Origin of the sequence: Gordonia sp. Z-3 (genome assembly GCF_036233855.1) — a bacterium.
Taxonomy (GTDB): Bacteria; Actinomycetota; Actinomycetes; order Mycobacteriales; family Mycobacteriaceae; genus Gordonia; species Gordonia tangerina.
In genome coordinates, this window is record NZ_JAZARS010000001.1 from 75335 (window position 1) to 93396 (window position 18062).

Sequence of the window (18062 nt, forward strand, 5' to 3'; positions counted from 1 at the left end):
AATGACGATCGTCTCCACGCCGAAACGCAGGGCATGGTTGCATGCCTGGCGCTTGCGGCTGATCGGGCCGACCGACGACTCCGATCTGGCTCGCATCCGCCGATTCGGCGCCCGGTTCGTCGGTACCGGACTACTGATCTTCCCGGTCGCACTGACGCCGCTGATCGCCTCGGAGTCCGCGTTGACCGACCGGTGGTGGCCACCGGTGAGCGTCCTGCTCGTGACGGTGCCGGCCATGGTCGTCATCATCGCCACCTACCGTCGGCGACCGACCGGATTTACCGCTCTGGCGACGGCCTGCTGCGCCGGCCTGCTGCTGGCCACTCTGTTGTGGTTCGGCGCCTGGACGGGAGCGGTCGCATCCGAGGACACCACCTGGAGCGTGTGGTTGGTGCAGTTCCCCGGGGTGCCGGGTCTACTCCTCGGGCTCAGTGGCCACCCGCGTCTCGCGTTGGCGTACATCGTCATCGCGACGCTGGTGACCCAAACCGCCAATCAACTCGGGCTGGACGGTCAGATCCGCCCGGAGTTGTACCTGGGTTCCCTGCTCACCATCGCGCTGACCGCAGTGTTCCTGGCGGTCGCAGTGGTCACCGTCCGGACGGCGCAGGTCCTCGACGAGACCCGAGCAACGGCGATCGAGGCGGCGGCCGCGTCGTCGGCGGCGGCCGCCGAGGACGCCGAACGCACCCGGTTCGCCACGCTGATCCATGACAAGGTGCTGGCCATCCTGCTCGCCATCGACGTCGGTCGACCATCGTCGGCGCTTGCGGCGCAGGCGTCCTCGGCCGTCCATGAGCTCGACCGTCGCGGCGAGCACCCGACGGCCGGCCCGCTCGACGCCGACGAGTTCGCGCGGCGCATCCGGTTGGCGATCCGATCGACCGGGGTCGAGGTGGACCGTGAGCTGTCGATCGACCCCGACGCGAGTCGGCGCTATCCCGCCGAGGTCGCTGCGGCTCTGATCGATGCGATGGGCGAGGCCATCCGCAACCAGGCGCGCCACGCCGGCGACGACGCCTCCTGCCTGGTCGTCGGTGACCTCGGGGACGCATCGATCAGCCTCGCCGTCGTCGACGACGGCCGGGGATTCGACGAGGCGCATGTGCGACCGGAAAGGTTGGGGTTGGCGATCGGTATCCGCCGGCGGATGGCCTCGGTTCCCGGTGGTTCGGCCGAGGTACGCAGCACGCCTGGACACGGCACCACGGTGATCCTGCGGTGGACCGACGAACCGACCACACACGCGCCGGTGGCGATCGCGGTGCCCGATGGACGGGCCTGACGTGGCGGCCGACGAGGCCGACCCGGCGATCGAGGACACCACCGACCTGTTCGGTCTGCGCTCGCCGTTGGTGGTGCGCGCACTGCTCGCCCTGGCTGTGATCTACCTGGTCGTCACGATCGGCTCCGGCGTCAACATCACGTCGGTGTGGAGCTGGGTCGGCTTCGCCGGTGCCTTCGGGTTGCTGGCCGTCGACCTGGCCGTGCTGACCCGGCTGCGAGGCGACCCGCTACCCGCGCGGGCAGCGGCGGTCGCCGCAGGGTTGATGCTCGGCGGGACCGCACTCGCGTGGTGGTCGGTGCCGGCCGCGACTTTCGCGCCGGTCCAGTGTCTGCCGGCGGCCATCGCGGGCATCGTCGCCCTGGCGTTGCTGGTGGTCCGCGGACGGATCGGCACGGCATGGGTCGGTGCCGTCGCGATGAGTCTGTCGGCTGCGACATGGACAGCGGCGCGCGGACTCGGATTCACCGCCGGTCTGGTCTTCACCTCGTGGGTCTATCCGGTGATGCTGTTCGCATCGCTGTTCGGCGTGATGCTGCGGCCCATCGCCGAGACGATCGGCACGCTGCGCGCCCGGGCGGTCCGGGACGCGTCGGATTCGGCGGCCACGGCGGCCGCCGCCGAGGAGCGGGAGCGCCAGGTGGCGCTGCTCGACCGGCAGGCGCGACCCCTGCTCATGCAGGTAGCTGCCGAGCACGCATTCACCGTCAACGAGGTGAGGGATGCGCGTCTGGTCGAAGCCGGATTGCGTGACGGCATCCGGGCACCGGCCTGGCAGGCGGTCGCGGTGCGTGCGGCGGTGTGGCAGGCACGACGACGCGGGGTCACGGTGGTGTTGTTTGACGACGGCGGCACGGCCGACGTCCCGGCCGTGCAGGCGCGCCTCGACGACCTGCTCGTGGCCGAACTCGGAGCGATGCGGACCGGCCGGGTGACCGCGCGGGTGATGCCACCCGGGCGACCCACCCGCGCCAGTATCGTGCTCGCTCGCGCAGACGGCGTGCGACGCTACGACTGTGCCCACAACGGACAGATCACCGGCGGGGATGTCGAAAGCCGATGAGGACGGCCGTGCGGTGAACGGCATCGCTCGACTGCAGACCGCCACCCACGGGGTCGGCCGCGGCCAACTGCGCGCCGACGACTCCGACCTGGCGCGGCTCGAACGCGTGGGCACCCGGTTCGTGGGCTGCGGGCTGCTGGCATTCAGCCTGCTGATGGCGCCGGTCGCGGTGCGCACCATGCACCTCACCGACCCGTGGTGGACGGTACTCAGCGTCGTACTCGTGGTGGGTCCGGCGGTCGCACTCGTGGCGATGTCGTTCCGCGACGAACCCGGCAGGCTCGACTGGCCGGTGGGCGCCTGCGCCGTGGGTTACGTGTTGTCGACGCTGCTGTGGTTCGTGGCGTGGCGGGGCGTACCCGACGGCACCGACCGCTACACCATTTGGCTGATCCAGTTCCCGTCGGTGGCCGCCATCGCGCTGGTGCTGATCGGCCGGACCCGGTGGGCGATCACGCATCTCGTCGTCGCGACGACCCTGGTACATGCGGCCAATCAGATCGGGCTCGACGGTGCGGTGACGCCGCGTGAGTTGTTGAGTGCGCCACTGACCATGGCGCTCAGTGGGGTGTTCATGGCGGTCGCGTACGCGACCGCGCGCAACGTCCGGTCGTTGGACACCCGTCGGGCCGCCACCATCACCGCGGCAGCCGCCACTGCAGCGATGGTGGCGCGCGAATCCGAGCGCGCTCGATTCGCCGCGGTGATCCACGATCGGGTGATCGCCGCGCTGCTGGCGGTCGGGGTGGGGAAGCCCGATCGGCGCCTCGCCGCCCAGGCGGCATCGGCGTTGGCCGAACTCGACCTGGGCGACGAGCGGGACAGTGCCGAGGTGCCCGCGTCGCTGTTCGCGCACCGACTGCAGGCCCTCGCCGACGAGGTGGGGGACGGGGTGGTGGTCGAGTTACGGGTCGTGGACAACGCGGTTGCGTACCCCGCCGAGGCGTTCACCGCGATCAGTGGTGCGGTGGGTGAGGCCTTGCGCAACTGGCGACGACACGCCGGGGTGGGCAGTCGGTGCGTCGTCGACGGTGAGCTGGCCGGCGACGCGGTCTCGATCACCGTGCGCGACGACGGCGTCGGCTTCGACCCGACCGCGTTGGGCAATGAGCGATACGGGGTCGCGGTCGGCATCCGCGGCCGGATGGAGGCCGTGGCCGGTGGGTCGGTCGACGTCGCGGCAGCGCCGGGCGACGGTACCCGCATCCACGTGGGCTGGCGCCGCTCATGACCGGACGCGATGGCGGGTTGCGCGGTGGTCGCCGGACGCCGAAAGGTACCGGAGATCACGACGACGAGCACCCGGCCGATCCCGCCGCAGTCGATCTGTTCGGCCTCGGTTCGGCTGCGGTGATCTGGTCGTTGGGGATATTCGCCTTGACCTATGTGGTGGTGGCGGTAGGTGCGGGTTGGGAGATCCGGTCGTGGGTGAGCTGGGTCGGTGCGGCGGCGGGACTGGCGGCGTTCGGCGTTGCGGCGGCGTTCGTCGTCGGAGGCCGCGGAGCGCGGACGCCGGCACCGGTCGCCGTGGCGGTGACCGGATTGGTGGTGGGTGCGCTGGCGCTGTCGTTGTGGAGTCTTCCGGTGGAGACCTACCGCACGTTGCAGACGTCGCCACCGGTGTCGGCGCTGACCGTGGTGGCGACGATGCTCGCACTGCATCGGCGCCCGGTGTTCGCCTGGGTGGGTGCGGTGTGCGCCAGTGTGGTCGCCGGGGTGTGGGGTGTCGCGCAGGGGTTCGGCTATCCGGCCGGCGCCGAGATCACGTTCTTCTGTTTCCCGGTGCTGGTGATGGCCACCTTGTTCGTGTTGATGGCACCGCCGATGGAGGTCCGCATCCGAGCGCTGCGCGAGCGGGAGATCGCGCAGGCGCAGACGGAGGCCGCCGCGAGAGCCGGGGCTGCCGAACGTCATGATCAGTTACGTCGTCTCGACCGCGGTGCCCGCCCGATCCTGCAGCGGATGGTCGACCGGCATGCCTTCGGCCCGGACGAGGTGATCGACGCCCGGCTGACCGAGGCACAACTGCGTGACGGCATCCGGGCGCGGGCCTGGGAGTCCGAGGAGGTGCGCAGCGCCGCGTGGCAGGCGCGGCGGCGCGGAGTGACGGTACTGCTGCTCGACGACGGGGCGCTGGACGCGCGCGGCGATACGGAGACCGCCCGCCGACTGCGGCGGCTGCTGGTCGCCGAGCTCCGAGCAGCTCGCGACGGTCAGATCACCGCCCGGGTGCTCCCGCCGGGACGCGAGGTGATCGCATCGGTGGTGGTGAACTCCAGCACCGGGGTCAGTCGTACCGAGTGCCGGTTCGACGGCGCCGTGTGCGTGTTTCCGGGAACCCTCAGCTGAGTTCGGCGTCGAGCCACCTCAGGATGTCCGGCGTGGGCTTGCGTGCGGCGTCGGCATATTCGGGATGTTTGCCGAGATAGGCCGCCACCATCGGGCACACGCCGACGATGACGATGCCTTCGGCGCGGGTCTGGTCGAGGGCGTGTCGGATCAGGATCGTGCCGAGTCCGCGGCCTCCGAACTCCTCGGCCACCTCGGTGTGGAAGAACACCCGTTGCCGACTGTCGCCGTCAGCGCGATCGCGGTAGGCGGTGAATCCCGCCGGGGCCGGTTCGGATGCGGTGTCGGCGACCGCGATCTCGAAGCGCTGCACGTCAGGCTCGTGGGTGACGGTGACCGCGGCCCCGGTCTTGTCGATCGTCATGGTGACGACCTTACGGCCTGGCAATGGGAGGACCGGCCGAAGACGGCCGGTCGGCCGCCCGGAGTTCTCGCCAGGCGCACAGCTGGCACGTGCGCGCGGCGATGACGTGCACCCGCGTGGGGCGACGCGGGCGTCTGGGCCGATTGTCATCACCGGTACCATCGGGTCCACTGACCTCGATGCGCACCATCCGGGTCCGGGGACGTTGCGGCGCGCCTGCCGCGGGCGCCCAGGGCGACGGATGCACTACCCACACGAGAGGAACGACAGAGCAGATGACCAATCCGTTCGACGACGAGAACGGGCGTTTCTACGTCCTGGTGAACGACGAGAACCAGCATTCGCTGTGGCCGACCTTCGCCGACATCCCGGCAGGCTGGACCGCGGTGTTCGGCGAGGACAGCCGGGCGGCGTGTCTGGAGTATGTCGAGAAGAACTGGACCGATCTGCGTCCGAAGAGCTTGATCGACGCCATGGAGGCCGACCGCGCCGAGCGCGCCGCCGAGTGACACGCCGGTAAGGCAGCCAAACCAGTAGAAATCCACCGTGCCCCGGTGACATTCGGGGCGTGAGCTGTCATCATTTCCTCAACAGGGAACTGGTCGGGTCTGGAATCGGTGGTTCTCAGGTGCTGCGGAAGCAGGTGAGACATGGTCGGCGAATACGGACCGTGGGAGGCCGCACGTTTGCGTGCGACCAGTGACGAGATCGCGCGCAGGGCTCAAGTCACCCCGACGCTCACAGCGGTGCGGGTGCATGGCGAGTCCGCCACCTACCGCGAGCTCGCCGGTGCACTGGTCCGCTACGGCCGGGTGTCCGACCTCAACGGGCTCGGGGTGGGCTCCACGATCGCTGCGGCGATCCTGCACTGTCTGCCCCGCATCGGCCGACTCGGCGAACCGATGGCGGTGGTACACACCGTGCGTCAGGTGCTCGATTGGCTGGCGCGTGACCTCGACGAAGGTTTCGGCGGTCTTCGCGCCATCGGCTGATGCGATCGGTGGGCCGGGCGACCCGGCGTCGGAAACCGCGCAGGCGTCACCGCGCGGTCGCCGCCTTTCGGTAGCCGCGCAGGGCCGGGTACACACACACGGCGATGATCCCGACGGTCCAGATCGTCACCTTGATCAGGTTCTCGGCGATCGGACCGCCGGCCGCCAACGAACGCATCACCTCGATCGTGGGCGTCATCGGCTGGTTCTCCACGATCGGTTGGAGCCAGCCGGGGTAGGCGTCGATGGGGGAGAACCCCGAATTGAAGAACATCAGCACACTCGACACCAGCGACAGCAGCGGCACGAGCGGGGCCGATGGAGCGGCACTGACCGCGAGTGCCAGGACCAGTGTGGCGTAGGCGACGCCAAACATCAGCGCCACCCCGAAGATCCCGGCGATGGCACCGAACCCGCCGGTGATGTCGAACCCGATGAACGAACCGACCACGATCAGTAGCGCCGTGACGAGCACGATCCGGAACATCTCGCTGAGCAGTCGCGAGGTCAGATCGGCCGCGCGGTTGATGGGCAGCACGTACAGCCGCGACAGCAGACCGGTGCCACGCTCCTGATTGAGTCGGATGCCCGCGGCGACCGATCCGAACATCGCGCTCACCAGGATGACCAACGGAACGGTGCCGTAGGTGCTGTCCTGGCCGGTCGCGCTGCCGATGGCATCACCGAGGACGACCTTGAACATCAGCAGGGTCAGGATGGGGACCAGCACCAACTGCAGGAATGTCGCCTTGTCGTGCACCATCACCGACAGCTGACGCCACGACAGCACCCCGCTCTGGGTGAACCAGGCGCGGATCGTGCCCTCGCCGGGGGCGGCGACCGGTGGCGCCTTCTGCGCAGACGCGGTCTGGTCCTGCACCGAGCTGGTCTGGTCCTGCACCGGGGTGGTGTGGGGCGCGACGGCGGGGGTGGGCGCGGCACCGGGTGTCCGGGCGGGCACGGCGGTCATCGCACAGCCTTCCGGATGCCAAGTCCGGTCAGGAACACCCCGGCGATCCCGAGTCCCACGCACCACCAGATCGTGGGAGTCAGAATCTCGAGGGTGACCGTGCCGTCGCTCAGCGCTCGCATCGACGTCGCGAACTGCGAGATCGGCTGGTTGCGGACGAACGGCTGTATCCACTCCGGGAACTGGTCCTCGGGGACGAAGCCGGTGGACAGCAGGCCGAGGACGAGAATCGGCAGGGACAGCGCCTGACTGGTCGCCTCGGGGCTGTTCGACAACAGACCCAGGGCGTCGGCGAGGATGGCGATCAGCAGCCCCACGGCAAGCACCACCGCGAACAGTCCCACCGTCTCGAGTACCGAACCCGCCGGTCGCCAGCCCATCACCAAGCTGGTGACCGCCGCGCAGATGACCGAGATCACCAGCAGAGCCCCGTTGGTGCCGAACCGGGCGAGCGTCGGGATCGCGACCGGCATCGGCATCGTCCGGAACCGGGTGTTGATGCCCTTGGTGGTGTCCACGGAGGCGCGCATCGCCGCCGAGGACGCCACGAAGCTCACCGATTGCAGCGAGATGATCGGCATCAGGAACGCGGCGTAATCCATGTCGGGATCGGCGTCCATGATCGACCGCAGTGGCAGGTAGAAGCAGATCGCCAGCAGCACCGGCGCGGCGAAGGCGAAGATGATCTCCCCATTGCGGAAGATCGCGCGCAACCCGCGGATCGTCAGGGCCCACCACTGGGCGGTGGCGTGAGTCCGCGGGCGGGTGATCACCGTCGGCGTCGCGACGGTGTCCGTCGCACCCGCACGCCCGACTCCGGCCGGGTCGACCCGAGCGGTGTTCGCCCGCGCGGTGTGCACTGCGGTCCGAGCGGCTGGGGTGGAGGTCACGCCGGATCGTCCGCGGGTTCGGCAGCCGGGTTGGAACTCGGCGCGCTGGGATCGGTCAACGCGAGGAAGACCTCGTCGAGACTGGGGCGGCGCAGTGCGACATCCGAGAGCCGGATCCCCGCCCCGGTGGTGCGTTGCACGATCTCGACGAGGGTGTCCGCGCCGTCCGGTGCGGGCACCGCGACCGAGGCCGACGATTCGCCGTCGGCTCCGCCATTAGGGGACGCTGGGCCACGTGGGGACGTTGGGTCGCTGGGGGAATCGGTGAGCAGGTCACCGAGGCAATCGCGCAACCGTGGCAGGTCCTCCGGGTCGGCCGGCGTGACGTCGTAATGCGAGGCACCGGTAGCGGCCTTGAGCTCGTCGGCCGTACCCGATGCGATGACACGACCGCGGTCGATCACCACGATGTGGTCGGAGAGCGTATCGGCCTCTTCCAGGTATTGGGTGGTCAGTAGCGTGGTGACGCCCTGGTCGCGCAGCGACTCGACGAGTTTCCACACCTCCTGGCGGCTGCGCGGGTCCAAACCGGTGGTCGGCTCGTCGAGGAAGACAACCTCGGGCTGGGTGACCAGGCCGCACGCGATGTCGATGCGACGCCGCATACCACCGGAATACTCACCGACCCGGCGGCCGGCGGCTCGGGTGAGGTCGAAGGATGTGAGCAATTCGTCGGCGCGGACGCGTGCCGCGGATTTGGACAGCCCCATCAGCCGTCCGAACAGGATGAGGTTGTCGCGGCCGGACAGCGCTTCGTCCAGTGCAGCGAACTGCCCGGTCAACATGATCGAGCGTCGCACGCCCGCAGCGTCGGACACCACGTCATGGCCGGCCACCGTCGCGGTACCGCCATCTGGTTTGAGCAGTGTGCACAGCATGTTGACGGTCGTGGTCTTGCCTGCCCCGTTGGGGCCGAGGAGCGCGAGGATCGAACCCTTGGCGACCGAAAAACTCACCGATTCGACGGCCACGTTCGCGCCGAACCGCTTGTGCAGACCGGTCACCTCGATCGCGGCGGGAGCGGCCGGCGTGAGATCGAGGGACTCGGATTCGGCTGCGGTGTCGGGTTCGGTCGCTGACGGGGACGCGGCCCGGTGCGCGGCCTCGGACCGTCGTGCCGGCTCCGGCACGGACGGCGCAGCGATCGGGGCGCGCTCGGCGCGGTTTTCATCGAGGAGGCCGGTGTCGCTGACGGCGGGATCGCTGACGGCGGGATCGCTCATGTCGGCGATGTGGGAAGTATCACCCGGCGGGGTGAGGATTCGCCATCCATCGGCGACGTCTGGCGCGACCTGGTCCACCGGACCGTCGGCGATCGAACCGTCCCGGGTGGCCGGGTCGGCGGTAGGGGCATCGACGGTGGGCCGGGGGCTGTCGGTGGCCTCGGGTGCAGGCGTGGCGGCCGGGGTCAGCGCCGGAAAGGCGACGGTCGGCGAATCGTCGCCGGTCACTTTCGCGTGCCGTGCCCGGCGGTGGCGGGCTGCGGGCGCAACGCCCTGGTCCGACGGGCCCGAGGCATCGGAATCGCCTGCGTTGCCGTTGGTCCATGCACGAGTGATCTCGAGGTCACGAGAGGTCAGCAGATCGGCGTCCCGACCGACATCGACGGGTGAACGGGGCGTCGCCGAGGTCGTGGACCTGTGGGACGGCTCGGCCATCGACTACTCCTCTCGGGCCACGTCGGTTGCCGGAGCACACGGCCGGTTGCTGTGGGCGATGGTACCCAAACAATCGACACGCCCTGCGACATTGTCGTCGGGGGATACCAAAACATTACTTTCGGGCAGGTACGGTTCCTACGTTTGGACGACGCGCCGGGGCCGCGCGTAACGATCTGGCGTCCGGATACGAAATCCATCTGTGAGCTTGTCGTTTACCGGCAATTCAGGTGGTTCGGTCTGGGCTCATCCATTCAACCGAATCATGGTGAAGTAGGAATTGAAGGGTGGATAATGACGCACACTGTTGCGAGGGAACACCGTTTCCGCGGAACAGACAGCCCACAACGGTCGTTGCGGTGGACACATCGATCGACGTACGACCGGGCTTGCCGATGAGTCGCTGGATCAGGCTGGCCGACGAACTGGAAGAGAGAGGCGATGGGGTCAGCACATACTGCGCGTGATGCCGACGGCACGGAAGCGACCCCTCTCGAACTCACCGCTGCTCAGCGCGGGATGTGGTTCGCGGAGAACCTCTCCGCCGACTATTCCGTTACCGTTGCTCAGTACCTCGACATCCGCGACGCCGGCCGGGAACTCGACCGCGAGCTGTTCCGTCGGGTCACGGTGGAGAGCGGTCGCGCCCGGGAGTCCGCATTCACCCGGATCGTCGAGGTCAACGGCGTCCCGATGCAGATTGTCGATCAACAGATCGACAATGATCTCGATTTTCTCGATTTTCGCGATCAACCCGATCCGGTCGCCGCCGCGCACCAATGGATGAATGACGATTATCAACGACAAATGGATCTGCGCGGTGACCGGCTGGTGGTGTCAACGCTGATCCGCGTCGCGGATGATCGGTCGTTCTGGTACGTGCGGGCCCACCACATCGCACTCGACGGATATGCCGGACTCATGTCGGTCCTCGACGTCGTCAACCGGTACAACGCGGAGCTTGCGGGCGACGAGTACGCGCCGAAGGCGGGCGCAAGCCTCGCCGACCTCGTCGCCGACGACATCAAGTACCGCGAGGGCACTCGTCGCGCCGCCGATCGGGCGCACTGGGTGGACCGGGTCGCGGATCTGCCCGAGCGGGTCACGCTGGCGCAGCAGTCCGCCGCCGCCACGCTGTCGCCACGCAATCTGGTTGCCGGCGCCCAGATGAGCGTTGCTGCCCAGGATCAGCTCGACCGCGTGGCCACCGAACTCAACACCTCGGCCGCCGTCCTGCTGACGGCCGGTTTCTCGGCCTATCTCGCGCGGATGGCCGGCACCGACGATGTGGTTCTCAGCCTTCCGGTGACCGGCCGCGCCACGGCGAAGATCAAGAATGCCGCCGGGATGCTGGCCAACATGCTGCCGATCCGCGCCCGCGACGTGTCCCGGCTGACGATGCGCGACCTCATCGAGCAGAGCCAGCTCGAACTGACCGGCGCCCTGCGCCATCAGCGATATCGGTTCGAGGACATCCGCATCGATGCCGGGCTGGCCGATGCCAACACGGCGTCCTTCGGACCTATCGTCAATCTGATGTTCTTCGACAAGCCGATCGAGATGGTCGGTGCCGACGTCGAATACCAGATCCTCAGCTCGGGCATCCTGGAGGATCTGCGCCTCAACGTGTACCAGGCCAGCCCCGGCGCACGCCTGGTCGTCGACTTCCACGGCAATCCGCATCTGTACACCGAGGACGAGTTGCGCGGTCATCTCGAGCGGTTCCTGGTGTTCCTCGGACGGGTGTTCGCCGGTCTCGACACCCTGGTGGCCGACGTCGATCTGCTGATGGACGACGAACGTGCGGAGATGCTGGCGCTGGGCAAGGGGCCCGCGCTCGCGCTGCCGGAATCGGTTGATCATCTGCTGACCTCATTCGAGCGTCAGGTCCGCGATCACGGGGACCGCATCGCGGTCGAGTTCGACGATCGGCAGTGGACGTATGCCGAATTCGACCAGTTACGTGCGGTGATCACCGCGCATCTGCTCGCCGAGGGCGTCGGACGCGGCGACCGCGTGGTCGTGTCGGTGGGCCGCGGCCCGGGGCAGGTGGCGGCGATCTACGCTGTGCTCACGGTGGGGGCCGCCTATGTGCCGGTCGATCCCACCCAGCCCGACGAGCGGCGACGACTCATCGTGGATGCGGTGTCGGCTCCGGTGGTGATCGATGCCGCGCTGCTCTCCGCGATCGGCGTCGATGCGGTGGCCCGTGATGCCGCGGCCGCGCAACCGCCCGCCGTCGCTGCGGTCGGCGGGCGCGACGAGGCCGCCTATGTGTTGTTCACCTCGGGTTCGACGGGTACGCCGAAGGGTGTGCAGGTGTCGCACTCGGCGGTCCTCAACCGGCTCGCCTGGATGCAGGCGAACTATCCGCTCTCCGAGGCGGATCGGGTGCTGTACAAGACCCCCTTCACCTTCGACGTCTCGGTGTGGGAACTGCTGTGGCCGTTGGCCGAAGGCGCGCGGATGGTGATCGCCCGCCCGGACGGACATCGCGATCCCGAATACCTGCTGGACCTGATCACCCGACGTGAGGTCAACGTCGCGCACTTCGTTCCGTCGATGCTGGACGTGTACACCGAGGTGTTGCAGAACGAGGGCCACGAGACCCTGCTGCCGGCCACCGTGCGCCGTGTGTTCACCTCCGGTGAGGCGTTGCCGCGGCTGCTGGCCGATCGGGTGATCGACGGCTCCACCGCCGAACTGGTGAACCTGTACGGCCCAACCGAGGCCGCGGTCGACGTCACCGAGCACCGCGTGGTGGCCGACGACGGTCCGGTGCCGATCGGTCGGCCGGTGGCCAACACCGAAAGCTACGTCCTCGACACCCGGCTACGTCCGGTGCCCACCGGTGTGGCAGGAGAACTGTATCTCGCCGGCTGCCAGTTGGCCGACGGCTACCTGGGGCGTAGCGATCTGACCTCCGACCGGTTCGTCGCCGACCCCTTCGGTGGCGCGGGCTCGCGCATGTACCGTACCGGCGACCTCGTGCGCTGGGATGCGGCCGGCGAGCTGCAATACCTGGGGCGCACCGATTTCCAGGTGAAGATCCGTGGCCAGCGGATCGAACCCGGTGAGATCGAAGCGGTGCTCGACGCGATGCCAGGTGTGGACGCCACCGCGGTGGTACCCCGTACCGACCTGGGTCCCAGCCCCGTACTGGTGGCCTACCTGCGATCCGACGACGACTCGGTGACCGAGGCTGCGGCGCTGTCGTGGTGTCGCCGCCATCTGCCCTCGCACATGGTGCCGTCGGCGGCCGTGCTGCTCGACCAGTTCCCGGTGGGTACCGCGGGCAAACTCGATCGAAAGAGTCTGCCGGCTCCCGATCTCACCCCGGTCGTCGGTTACGAGGCGCCGCGCACACCGGTCGAGATGACGCTGGCCTCGCTGATCTCCGAGCTGCTCGGGGTGGAGCGAATCGGTTTGCGTGACAACATCTTCGCGCTCGGCGGTGACTCATTGATGGCCGCCCGCCTGGTGTCGCGAGCGCGAGTGGAGCACAACGTCCGGGTCGATCTCACCGACGTGTTCACCTCGGTGGACGTCGGTGAGATCGCCGAACGTTCTCGATCGGGCGGGGCCGACGGCCGGCCGGCGCTCACCCGTGTCGACCCACGCCCGCAGATCATTCCGCTGTCGCACTCGCAGACGCGACTGTGGTTCGTCAACCGGATGGATCCGGGTGCCGGTACCTACAACATGCCGGGCGCGGTACGGCTCGGCGCCGACGTCGATGTCGCGGCCCTGCAGCAGGCGCTCGGCGACCTCATCCAGCGCCACGAGACCCTGCGCACCCGGTTCGGATCCCATGGTGGGGAACCGATTCAGGAGATTCTGGATGCCGCCGAGGCGTCGACATCGGTGGACACCGAGGTGGTCGACGTCGATGGCCGCCTCGATGAGGTGATCGGCGCCGAGGCGGCTCGTGGATTCGACCTCGCACACGAGATCCCCTTCCGGGCAAGGATTCTGCGTGACGGCTCGGGATATGTCGTGGTGGTGGTGCTGCATCACATCGCCGGTGACGGCTTTTCCCTCGTGCCGCTGATCCGAGACCTGTTCGTCGCCTACACCGCCCGGCGCGACGGCGTCGACAACCCGCTGCCGCCGCTGGATGTCCAGTACGCAGACTTCGCGATGTGGCAACACCGCCTGCTCGGCGCCCCCGATGAGCCGACCGAGGTCGCGATCGACGGGCTGGCCTTCTGGGAGCAGGAACTGGCCGGTCTGCCCGGTTTCCTGCCGCTGCCCACCGACCATCCGCGCCCGCATGTGGCCACCGGCAGCGGTGGATACGTGGACATCACCATCGAGCCCGATCTGGTTGCCGGCGTCCGCGCGCTGGCACGTGACCACAACGTCACCCCGTTTTCGGTGCTGCACACGGCATTTGCCATCCTGCTGGCACGGTGGGCCGAGGTGGACGAGGTCGCGATCGGTACTGCCGTCGCCGGACGCGACGAACCCGAGACCAGCGATCTCGTCGGCATGTTCGTCAACACGGTGGTGCTGCGTACCGCGATCGCACCAGGAGACACCACCGCCGAATTGCTCGATCGTGCGCACACCACCCGCACCCGCGCGATGCGGCACGCGACGATCCCGTTCGAGCGGGTCGTCGAGGCCGTGGCGCCGGAGCGGTCGGCTGCCCACACCCCGCTGTTCCAGGTCTCTCTCACCATGCATCCGGGTCAGGCCCGCGCGCTCGAGGAATGGGCCGACTCGGCGGAGATGCTCGACGCCCGTGTGCAGTCGGCCAAGTACGATCTGTCGATCACCGTCACCGATCAGGTCCGCGACGCCGGTCTGGACGTCGAACTCGCCTATGCCGCTGACCTCTTCGACCAGCGGACCATCGAGCGGGTCGCCGATCAGCTGGTCACGGTGCTGCGTGCGATGGTCGCGGCCCCCACCAGGCGGGTCGGCACCATCGACCTGGTGGCCGGCGCGGAGTTCGCCGCACTCACCGAGCGTCCGAAGACTCCGGCGATCCCCGAGACGTTGCGGGATCTGCTGTTCAACGGTGTGGTCCAGGCCAATCCCTCTGGTGTCGCGATCAGCGGCGCCGGTACGATCACCTGGTCCACCCTGGAGGCCGGCACCAACCAACTCGCCCGCGAGCTGATCTCCCGTGGACTCGGTCCGGGTGATGTTGTTGCCCTGTGCATCCCCCGTTCACACCAGTCGGTGATGGCCATGCTGGCGGTCGCCAAATCCGGTGCGGCGTTTGTGAACATCGACCCGGCTCATCCCGCCGGCCGGCTCGCGGAGATCCTCGCCGACAGCGAGGCCGCGCTGGGGCTGACGGTCCTCGAGGTGTCCCGCAAGGCCCCCGACGGGGTCGAGTGGCTGTCGATCGACGACGAGACCATGGAGCTGCAGCTCGCCGGACACAGCGGCGCGCGGGTGCGCACCGACGAACTGATCCGGCCGCCGGTCCTCGATGACCTGGCGTATCTGATCTACACCTCCGGTTCCACCGGTAAGCCAAAGGCCGCCGCGTTGAGTCATCGCGGCCTGGCCACGGTGGTGGCCAATCAGAAGAAGATCCTGCGACTGGATCAGCGGTCTCGGGTGCTTCATGTCGCGTCGCCGAGCTTCGACGCCTCGATCTTCGAGATCCTGATGGCGATGTGCACCGGCGCCGAACTCGTGGTGAGCCCCAACGGCGTCTATGGCGGCGACGAACTCGCGACGGTCATCGACACTCATCAGGTCAGTCACGCCGTGATGACACCATCCGCGCTGGCGACGCTGGAACCGGCTGCGGTGCCCAGTCTGTCGCGGGTCATCAGTGTCGGTGAGGCCTGCCCGCCGGACCTGATGCGCCGATGGGCCCGCGCGGGTCGCGCGTTCTTCAACCTCTACGGCCCCACCGAGGTCACCATCTGGGCGACCGCTGCCGGACCCCTGCACGAGGGGGACGAGGTCACCATCGGCCGCGCGGTCCCCGGAGTCGGTGCGCTGGTACTGGATCCGGCGCTGCGGCCGGTCCCCGCCGGGGTCCCCGGTGAGCTGTACCTGTCGGGCATACAGCTTGCGCAGGCGTATCACGGTCGGCCAGACCTGACCGCGACGCGGTTCGTGGCGAATCCGTTCGGTGACGGCGAGCGCATGTACCGCACCGGTGACCGGGTGGTCCGCACCACGTCCGGCGCGCTACGGTACGTGGGACGCACCGACTTCCAGCTGAAGATCCGCGGCCTGCGGATCGAGCCAGGCGAGGTCGATGCCGCCATCGCGCGGCATCCCATGGTCAGCGAGGTCATCAGCCTGGGAGTGCCGGGGCCCGGCGGCGACGACGTGCTGGTCGCCTACGCGCGTCTGGTCGACGGGGCGGCGGCGGACCCCAAGCGCATCCTGGAGCAGGCGGCAGTGCACCTGCCCGCCTACATGGTGCCGCATTCGCTGGTGGTCGTCTCGGAGTTCCGGCTTACCACATCGGGCAAGATCGACCGCAGATCGCTACCGCCGGTGGACTTCTCCGCCACGATCGGGTATCGCGCACCGAGCTCGCAGATGGAGACCGTGGTCGCGGGTATCTTCGGGCAGGTGCTCGGGCAGGATCGGATCAGTGCGGACGCCGACTTCTTCGACCTCGGCGGCAGCTCGTTGTCGGCGACCAAGGTCACCTCGCGGCTGTCGGCCCTGCTCGACCGGCCGGTGCCGGTGAAGTTGCTGTTCGAACGTCCCACCGTCGCAACGCTGGCACAGGCGTTGGCGGCGAGCCCAACCGGTCACGGGGCGCCACCGTTGCTGGCCCGCAGTCGTGCCGAGCTGGTTCGTGTGTCGGGGATGCAGCGCGGGCTGTGGTTGATCAACCGCGCCAACCCGGGATCGGCGGCCTACAACGTCGCGATGGCGTTGCGGTTGACCGGTGATCTCGACGTCGCTGCATTACAGCTGGCCACCGCCGACCTGGTGCGCCGCCACGAGTCGCTGCGCACCACCTACCCGATGATCAACGGGGAGCCGATCCAGGTGATCCTGCCCGCCGATGTCGTCGAGAGCGAGCTGACGGTGCAGGTCCGGGAGGTGGGGTCCGCGCTGGAGGATGCCATCGGTGAGGTGACCGGCGAAGGATTCGACATCACCACCCGGCCGCCGGTACGTGCGGTGTTGCTGCGGTTGTCGACCACCGAGCACATTCTGGTCTTCGTCATCCACCACATCAGCGCCGACGGTGCGTCGATGTCGCCGCTGGCGCGCGATCTGATGACGGCGTACGCGGCACGCAACACCGGGGCCGAACCCGCGTGGAAGCCGCTTCCGGTGCAGTACGCCGACTTCAGCCTGTGGCTGTCGGAACGCCTCGCGGTGACCGATGGCGAGGGCACCACCGAGGAAGAGCGTCAGCTGGCCTATTGGGATGATCGCCTGGCCGGTGTCCCGGAGCGACTGGATCTGCCGCATGACCACCCGCGGCCGAAGTCGCCCACCTTCCGTGGCGCTGCGGTTGACCTGGAAATCCCCGCCGCGGTGGTTGCGCAGCTCGAAATAGTTGCGCGCCAACACCATACGACATCATTCATGGTGATCCACGCTGCCTTCGCGGTGTTGCTGAACCGGATGTCGGGTGCCACCGACCTGGTGATCGGTACGCCGTTCGCGGGCCGCGGCGAGCAGAGCCTCGACGACGTGGTGGGTATGTTCGTCAACACCCTGGCGCTGCGTACCCGCATCGACCCGTCCGAGCCCTTCGTGGACCTGCTGGCGCGAGTCCGCAACGAGGACCTCGCCGACATGTCGCACACCGACGTGGCCTTCGACAACATCGTGGCGCGCGCTCTACCCAAGCCTCCGACGTCGTACAACCCGATCTATCAGGTGATGTTGGCCTTCCAGGACGTCGAATTCCCCACCCTGCAGTTCGACCGGTTGACGGTCGCACCCATCGGGGAGGAACTGACCTCGGCGAAGGTGGATCTGCAGCTGACCCTGTTCCCCAACGACCCTGAGCGCGACAGTCGCGGTGGCGGGATGCGGGCGCAATTCCTCTACGCCACAGACCTGTTCGACCCGAGTACCATCGAGCGGCTGGCGGCACGGTACGTGCAGGTGCTGGATTCGGTCACCACTGATCCGGACCTCCATGTCGGCGACGTCAGTATCCGTCTCGACGATGAGCTCCTCGCCAGCGCGGTCGACGACACCGTGGCCGAGGTGGCGCTCGCCGATCTCGTGGCGCAGGCGTCGGCCGCCGACCCCGCCGCATTGGCGGTCGCCGGGCCACCCGCGCTGAGCTTCGGTGATCTCGACATCATGATGCAGGCGATGAGTCCCACTGCGCCCGACGCGGACTCGGCGTTGACGATGGCGGCGATGACGTTGATACCCGGCCTCGCGGAGGCCGGACCCGAAGAGTTCGACGCGGTTCTCTACGAGTTGCGCGAACGTGCCGGGAGGGTAGTGGCCCAGGGCGACCATGCGACAGATTCCACTGAGTCGGAAGGCAGCGAACGAACGTGACAGGGATCGGTGTGGACGC

General features: G+C 68.4%; 11 protein-coding genes. 7 read left to right on the top strand and 4 right to left on the bottom strand.

The window, feature by feature from the left end; all coding sequences use genetic code 11:
• Window position 1: 1 nt before the first annotated feature.
• The 4 genes from VX037_RS00385 to VX037_RS00400 are packed head-to-tail and all read left to right on the top strand — an operon-like array spanning window position 2 to window position 4697.
• The gene (locus tag VX037_RS00385; protein WP_328712847.1) at window positions 2-1285 is read left to right on the top strand and encodes a sensor histidine kinase; all 1284 of its coding nucleotides are present in this window, start codon (window positions 2-4) and stop codon (window positions 1283-1285) included.
• Entirely contained in the window at window positions 1272-2348 is a 1077-nt protein-coding gene (locus tag VX037_RS00390) for a hypothetical protein (protein WP_328712849.1), read from the top strand. Before VX037_RS00385 ends, VX037_RS00390 begins: the two co-directional genes overlap by 14 nt.
• Window positions 2302-3579 carry a sensor histidine kinase gene (locus VX037_RS00395; RefSeq protein WP_328712851.1) on the top strand — a complete coding sequence of 426 codons (1278 nt, stop codon included), beginning with the start codon at window positions 2302-2304 and terminating at the stop codon, window positions 3577-3579. Before VX037_RS00390 ends, VX037_RS00395 begins: the two co-directional genes overlap by 47 nt.
• Window positions 3576-4697 carry a hypothetical protein gene (locus tag VX037_RS00400; protein ID WP_287015697.1) on the top strand — a complete coding sequence of 374 codons (1122 nt, stop codon included), beginning with the start codon at window positions 3576-3578 and terminating at the stop codon, window positions 4695-4697. The genes VX037_RS00395 and VX037_RS00400 overlap by 4 nt, the downstream gene beginning before the upstream one ends.
• On the opposite strand, the gene VX037_RS00405 is transcribed toward VX037_RS00400, so the two are convergent.
• Entirely contained in the window at window positions 4690-5061 is a 372-nt protein-coding gene (locus VX037_RS00405) for a GNAT family N-acetyltransferase (RefSeq protein ID WP_266061509.1), read from the bottom strand. The two genes, VX037_RS00400 and VX037_RS00405, sit on opposite strands and share 8 nt — an antisense overlap.
• A 275-nt stretch (window positions 5062-5336) precedes the next feature.
• Between VX037_RS00405 and VX037_RS00410 the strand changes: the two genes are divergently transcribed.
• Complete coding sequence (locus VX037_RS00410) at window positions 5337-5570, top strand: MbtH family protein (RefSeq protein ID WP_235725573.1); 234 nt, start codon at window positions 5337-5339, stop codon at window positions 5568-5570.
• Window positions 5571-5711: 141 nt separating this feature from the next.
• Window positions 5712-6053 carry a hypothetical protein gene (locus tag VX037_RS00415; RefSeq protein WP_235725575.1) on the top strand — a complete coding sequence of 114 codons (342 nt, stop codon included), beginning with the start codon at window positions 5712-5714 and terminating at the stop codon, window positions 6051-6053.
• A gap of 46 nt (window positions 6054-6099) precedes the next feature.
• Here the strand turns inward: VX037_RS00415 and VX037_RS00420 are convergent, their stop codons facing one another.
• From VX037_RS00420 to VX037_RS00430, 3 genes are all read right to left on the bottom strand, one after another.
• Window positions 6100-7023 (bottom strand): ABC transporter permease, encoded by a 924-nt coding sequence (locus tag VX037_RS00420; RefSeq protein ID WP_328712853.1) that lies wholly within the window; start codon window positions 7021-7023, stop codon window positions 6100-6102.
• Window positions 7020-7796, bottom strand: coding sequence for an ABC transporter permease (locus tag VX037_RS00425; protein ID WP_235725617.1), 777 nt, complete (start codon window positions 7794-7796; stop codon window positions 7020-7022). Before VX037_RS00425 ends, VX037_RS00420 begins: the two co-directional genes overlap by 4 nt.
• A 113-nt stretch (window positions 7797-7909) precedes the next feature.
• The gene (locus VX037_RS00430; protein WP_328712855.1) at window positions 7910-9571 is read right to left on the bottom strand and encodes an ATP-binding cassette domain-containing protein; all 1662 of its coding nucleotides are present in this window, start codon (window positions 9569-9571) and stop codon (window positions 7910-7912) included.
• Between the two features lie 441 nt (window positions 9572-10012).
• On the opposite strand from VX037_RS00430, the gene VX037_RS00435 reads away from it, so the two are divergent.
• On the top strand, window positions 10013-18043 hold the full coding sequence (locus VX037_RS00435) for a non-ribosomal peptide synthetase (RefSeq protein ID WP_328712857.1): 8031 nt from the start codon (window positions 10013-10015) through the stop codon (window positions 18041-18043).
• Window positions 18044-18062: the final 19 nt, after the last annotated feature.